2 protein-coding genes and 2 pseudogenes are annotated in these 5,690 nt (G+C 60.7%); 1 reads left to right on the plus strand and 3 read right to left on the minus strand.

The genetic code is table 11. The annotated features are described in order from the left end of the window. The 3 genes and pseudogenes from A5906_RS45820 to A5906_RS39345 form a co-directional block, all read right to left on the minus strand. Positions 1-424: pseudogene (locus A5906_RS45820) on the minus strand (transposase); the annotation flags it as partial. Between the two features lie 703 nt (positions 425-1,127). After that, positions 1,128-2,960, minus strand: a complete 1,833-nt coding sequence (locus A5906_RS39340) for an ABC transporter ATP-binding protein (RefSeq protein ID WP_080140435.1) — start codon at positions 2,958-2,960, stop codon at positions 1,128-1,130. Positions 2,961-3,545: 585 nt separating this feature from the next. Further along, the gene (locus tag A5906_RS39345; protein ID WP_080140436.1) at positions 3,546-4,688 is read right to left on the minus strand and encodes a TlpA disulfide reductase family protein; all 1,143 of its coding nucleotides are present in this window, start codon (positions 4,686-4,688) and stop codon (positions 3,546-3,548) included. A 578-nt stretch (positions 4,689-5,266) separates the two neighbouring features. Here A5906_RS39345 and A5906_RS45825 point away from each other — a divergent pair. Beyond that, positions 5,267-5,690, plus strand: a pseudogene (locus A5906_RS45825) (transposase); the annotation flags it as partial.

Consider the following 5,690-nt stretch of genomic DNA (forward strand, 5'->3'; position numbering starts at 1 on the left):
TTCGACGCGACCTTGATATTTTGCCCACTGGGCGCGCCGCCGCGCCACCTCGGGATGATCGCGTTCGCCAGCCGCCGCGCTTTTTTTGAAGCTGAGCTTCTCGGCATGCACGAAGTCCCTCACCGAATGGTAGTCGACCTTCAGGCCGCGTCCGGCAAGCTCGACAACGAGCCCTCTTATGGTGAAATGGCCGTTCTTGATCCGTTAGGGCAGCCAAACCGCGTGGTCTCCCGAAACCGCCTTCGGCTTATGACCGCCCATCTGGCCAGGTTCAACGCTGCCGGTCTCCTCAACACGCTGCATCCAGCCGATGGCCGTGCTGATCGCCACTCCCAACTGTTTGGCCGCCTGATTGCGGGGACATCCCGCCCTCGATCGCGGCCACCACACGCTTACGAAGATCCAGAGAATAAGGCTTGCCCATCCATGCTGGCCTCCAACCAGCCAGAATGGTGAAACAGAAACACACTGATTTGGTAATCCCAAATCCATTCAGCTTAAACCCATCCCGCTTTAGCGGCCCCACTTACCTGTTCTGACCACGTTGGGCAGAAGTCGTTACGGCCTCCTACGCCTGGGCAGAAACCAGATGCGAGCTTGACTGAAGAACTCCTTGTGCCAGTGAGGCATGCTCATGCGCGAGCAGCTCGGGCAGGCGGGCATGTGTGATGTGCAGGCTTGCCCCGACGGCGGTGCGGTCAAGTCGAGCCGCAGCGGCACGGTGTTGATGAACGGGCCCATCGTGCGGCGGCACAGGCGCCGCCATGCATGCGGCCGAACAGCACCGTGCCCAACACCACCTGCTCATGGCCGCTGCTGCGCGCCACCACCACCCCACACGAGGTGACAGAGGCTCGGCAGGATCACACCAAGTCGCCGCGCCTGGCCGCGCACCAGCGCAACCTGCGGCGGCGTCCGCCGTCCTGCGTAATCCCGCTGCCGTCGCCGCGGACCTCGCTTAAGCCGAACGGTCGGCCCGGATCAACCATATCTGCGAGCCAAGTCCGGAAGAACTCTTGCGCCTTTGCATCAATGCTCTGGCGCGCCACCGTCACCAGATTGCAAAAGGGACGTGGGACTATCAGGCCATGCTCATGTCCCTCCAGTACGGCCAAATAGCACCAGGGCTATGGAGATGCGGCCAGCCATGTTTTAGGCTGGCCTTCCGCCGGGAGCGGACCGAACTCGATGGCCTGCCGCTCGAACAAACTGCGATAGATGCCGCCGGGTTGCACGATCAGTGCCGGATGCGTGCCCTGCTCGACGATCTCGCCGCGATCGAACACTAGGATGCGGTCGAGGCCGCGCACTGTCGACAGGCGGTGCGCGATTACGATCGAGGTGCGGTCCTTCATCAGCCGTTCCATCGCCTCTTGGATCAGCGCTTCCGATTCCGAATCCAGGCTCGACGTCGCCTCGTCCAGGATCAACACCGGCGCATCGGCAAGGAACGCGCGCGCCAGCGCAATGCGCTGCCGCTCGCCGCCCGACAGATTTACGCCGCGCTCACCCACCAGGGTGCCGTAGCCCTTCGGCGATCGTAGGATGAAGTCATGCGCATTGGCGAGCCTCGCCGCCTGTTTGATCGCCGCCATGCTGGCGCCGGGTCGACCATAGGCGATGTTTTCAGCCAGCGAGCGGTGAAACAGGATCGGCTCCTGCTCCACGATCGCGATCTGGCTGCGCAGCGACTGCTGCGTGGCTTTCGCAACGTCCTGGCCGTCGATCAGGATCCTGCCGCCGGAGACGTCGTAGAGCCGCTGAAGCAGCTTGACGAAAGTGGTCTTGCCGGAGCCGGATCGGCCGACCAGACCGATCCGCTCGCCGGCGCGGATGTTGATCGACAATCGGTCGTAGAGCGGCACGCGATCGCCGTCATAGAGGAAGGTGACGTCCTCGAACATGATCGTCCCACCGTGAATGTCGATCGGCTTGGCGTCGGGAGCCTCGACAATTCCGACCGGCTCGCCATAGATGGCAACCAGTTCCTCCATGTCGTTCACCGAGCGCTGCAGATTGTTGATGTGCATCCCTACGTCACGCAAATAGGCGTGGATGATGTAATAGCTTGTCAACACATAGGTGATGTCGCCCGGAGAGGCGCGCCCCGCTATCCACAGCAGGATGGCGCCGCCGATCACCGAAGCACGAAAACACAAGAGCATCACGAGCTGCACCGTGCTCGTGCCGTTGGACCGCAGCCAGGTGCGCTGCACCCGCGCCCGCCAGCGTCTGACGACACCGTCAAGCCGCGCATCCTCACGCGCCTCAGCACCGAACGATTTCACCACAGTATTGCAAGTGAGCGCGTCCGCTAGCGTGCCGCTGACTTTGCTGTCCCAGGCGTTGGAGACGCGCGCCGCCGGCGCGATGTAGCCGATCGTCAATGCCATCGTGATGGCAACATAGATCAGTGCGCCGAGGCCGATCACGGCGCCGAGCTCGGGCCAATGCAGGCCGAGCAGGATCGTCGAGCCCACGAGCACCGCGAGCGACGGCAACAATGCCATCAGGATCGTATGATTGAGCAAGTCGAGCGCCCACATGCCGCGGGTGATCTTGCGCACGGTCGAGCCGGCGAACGAGTTAGCGTGCCAGTCGGTTGCGAAGCGCTGCACGCGCATGAAGGCCCCACAGGCCACATCCGACATGGCCTTCAGCGTGAACGGCACGATCGCCTGCAAGCCCGTAAACCGCAACATAATCGAGAGCAGACCAAGCGCGAGGATACCAGCGAACGCAATCAGTGCCGCATGTCGCGCCGCTTGGTCGGAGGGGCCCGACGTCAATGCATCCACCAGACGGCCGGAATAGACCGGCATGAACAGGTCGGCGACCGTCGCCCCTAAGAAGCCGACGAGGATGATCGCGGCACGGACTGGCTGCTTCAGCCAGTGCTCCAACGCAAACGGGAGAACCAAGCCGATTGCGGCGGGTCGTTTGTCATCTCGACTGGTCATTGCGCTAGGGGTTTGTGGCGCACGTGGTGTAAAAACCGGTCGATCCAGACCCGATGTGCCCAATGCTTGGCGCGCCGTCCAAGGGATGCATTAAAGGCCCGGAATCTGGGGGCCGCGGCCGAACGCTTCTACTCATTTCACCCACTCTTGGCGTAAGGGCTTAGCCGAAGCGCCTCGCGCTTTGCGAGCTCCTCGGGCTGAGAGCAGCGATCTGAGACATCGGCCAGCCTTGTGCGATCCGAGCTTGTGTAAGCCACGTAGGCGGGATCGGCGTCACTGTTTGCCCGTCTGCGGAAGCGTGGGGATGTCCAGCTAGCTCCGGCCTCGGCCATGGCTGTACGCAAAGGTGCATTTTGATGAAGGACGTGTTCAGCAGATGACCGCCAGAGACTTTGCGTTATGCGATCGCGGCGCGACTTCACTTGCATGATCACCTCCGCGTCAATCCGGACGGAGCTCATAGTAATCCGAACCTCCAACGTGCCACAAACGATCCACCGCCGTGCTCGCTGATCGTTAATTGCCGGTGGCCCACCGGATAAATGGACGAATTAGCCAGTGAGCAGCTCAGATCGTCACCCTTTTTTATCTCCTCTCCTCCGGCGCTTGCGCTTTGGTACTTTGCGGAACTCCGGGTTGCGGAGTCGCACAAACAGACCCATAGCAAGCCTTCTCCCCCTTGTAGTTGGCCAGCGTTTGGACCAATTCCAACATAACCCGCTGTTTCATGTCGTCCGGGATAGGTGCTGGGCCGTCCAGCGACTTCAGCGTCACCTCGATCAACTCGATCGCGCGATCCTTGTTGCCGCTCTCGTAATAGTACTGAGCGACCGCCGGATAGGACAGGAACTTAGGGGCGTCGCCGCGTTGCGGAGGAGTTACTGCCAGAATGTGTTCGGATAACTCGTTGCCCATCGCAAAGCGCTCGGCCTGCGGCAAATGAGAGTTGTCATTCGCCGGATCAAAGAGTTGGCGCATCGCCTCGGCCATCCACACCGCGGATTTTTTGTTGATCGCGTCACGAACCAATTGGCGCATCACCGGCAGGCCGGCCTGCAAGTCGTGCATTTTGTGAAGCAACAGATCCGCATGGAGCACGCGGAAGTTCACGTCATCCGGCAGAACAGCGACGGCTTCTTCGACCACCGAAAGCGCCTTCGCCCAATCCTGCGCCTTCACCGCCGGCGTCAGTTTGGCGAAGATCGGCATTGCGCGTTCGCCCTTAGCGATCCGCTCTGCATCGGCGGCTTTCGCTTCATCGCTGATGCGCCAGCTGCCGGTCAGGATCTTCGGCAAAACCTCTTCGAGTTCCGTCGGGGAACCGATAAAGGCGATGTGGCCATCACGGTCGACGACGAACGAGGTGGGAATCCCGACAGAAAAGCTGGAATCCATCCAAAGCTTGTCCATTTCGCGTGTGTAGTCGAGCCCGACGCGATAGTTGAGATTCGGCACCTTTTCGGTCAACCATGCGTCCAACTTGCTTCGGGCCTCTTCCGCTGTTTGAGCGCGCTCACCAGCTGCTATTCCGACGACCTCAACTCCGCTATCTCTGTATTCCTCTTGCAGCTGTACCAGATCGGACAGCGCCGCCACACACGGTGCGCACCAAGTTGCCCAAAATTCGACGATGTACACGTTCCCTGGCTGGAAGCTCGTGAGGGGCTGACCACGCAGCCAGTTCTCCACCTTGATCGGGGGAGCTGGGGATTCTAAGCCCAGCGCCATGTTACGCTCCAAAGTTATTGTCAGAGACTGCCCGACGTTTTGTGCTAGCTGATCTCCGATCGCGACCGCGCCCGCGAGGTGTGGTGCCTCGGTGTAGACGGGCTGTCGAGCGAGATCCGTAGCGAATGTCGGTGTCGCCGCGCGGAGCGCGACGACACACAAAGTCACAAGCAACAGTCTCGTCTTCCCACAAGCGGGCCACATCGGTTCAAGGAAGGAGAGCATCGCTCGACTCGCAGCTGTGTGGGCTCAGTACTTTCAATACTGCTGCACCTAATGGCAACGTTCGTGCCAGCATCGTCTGCGCGCATTAAGTGCCTAATTGCGCATGAATAGCTCAACGGCAGTTCACGGCGGCCAGTGTTTTGAACCCGACGCGCTTTGTGCCGCTGTCGGAATTTGAACATGAATTGCGTACTACGCCCCGCCAGAAAACTGACTTGATATTGTGAGCCGCCGAACGCAAACTTGGCGGTTCCTGTCCCCTAGAGCGGGATGGGTTTAAGCTGAATGGATTTGGGATTACCAAATCAGTGTGTTTCTGTTTCACCATTCTGGCTGGTTGGAGGCCAGCATGGATGGGCAAGCCTTATTCTCTGGATCTTCGTAAGCGTGTGGTGGCCGCGATCGAGGGCGGGATGTCCCCGCAATCAGGCGGCCAAACAGTTGGGAGTGGCGATCAGCACGGCCATCGGCTGGATGCAGCGTGTTGAGGAGACCGGCAGCGTTGAACCTGGCCAGATGGGCGGTCATAAGCCGAAGGCGGTTTCGGGAGACCACGCGGTTTGGCTGCCCTAACGGATCAAGAACGGCCATTTCACCATAAGAGGGCTCGTTGTCGAGCTTGCCGGACGCGGCCTGAAGGTCGACTACCATTCGGTGAGGGACTTCGTGCATGCCGAGAAGCTCAGCTTCAAAAAAAGCGCGGCGGCTGGCGAACGCGATCATCCCGAGGTGGCGCGGCGGCGCGCCCAGTGGGCAAAATATCAAGGTCGCGTCGAA

It is taken from the genome of Bradyrhizobium sacchari, from assembly GCF_002068095.1.
GTDB classification, from domain to species: Bacteria; Pseudomonadota; Alphaproteobacteria; order Rhizobiales; family Xanthobacteraceae; genus Bradyrhizobium; species Bradyrhizobium sacchari.

Excerpts from the sequence above, each read along its gene's own strand:
- A5906_RS39340 (WP_080140435.1), bottom strand. The coding sequence starts at position 2,960 with ATGACCAGTCGAGATGACAAACGACCCGCCGCAATCGGCTTGGTTCTC.
- A5906_RS39345 (WP_080140436.1), bottom strand. The coding sequence starts at position 4,688 with ATGGCGCTGGGCTTAGAATCCCCAGCTCCCCCGATCAAGGTGGAGAAC.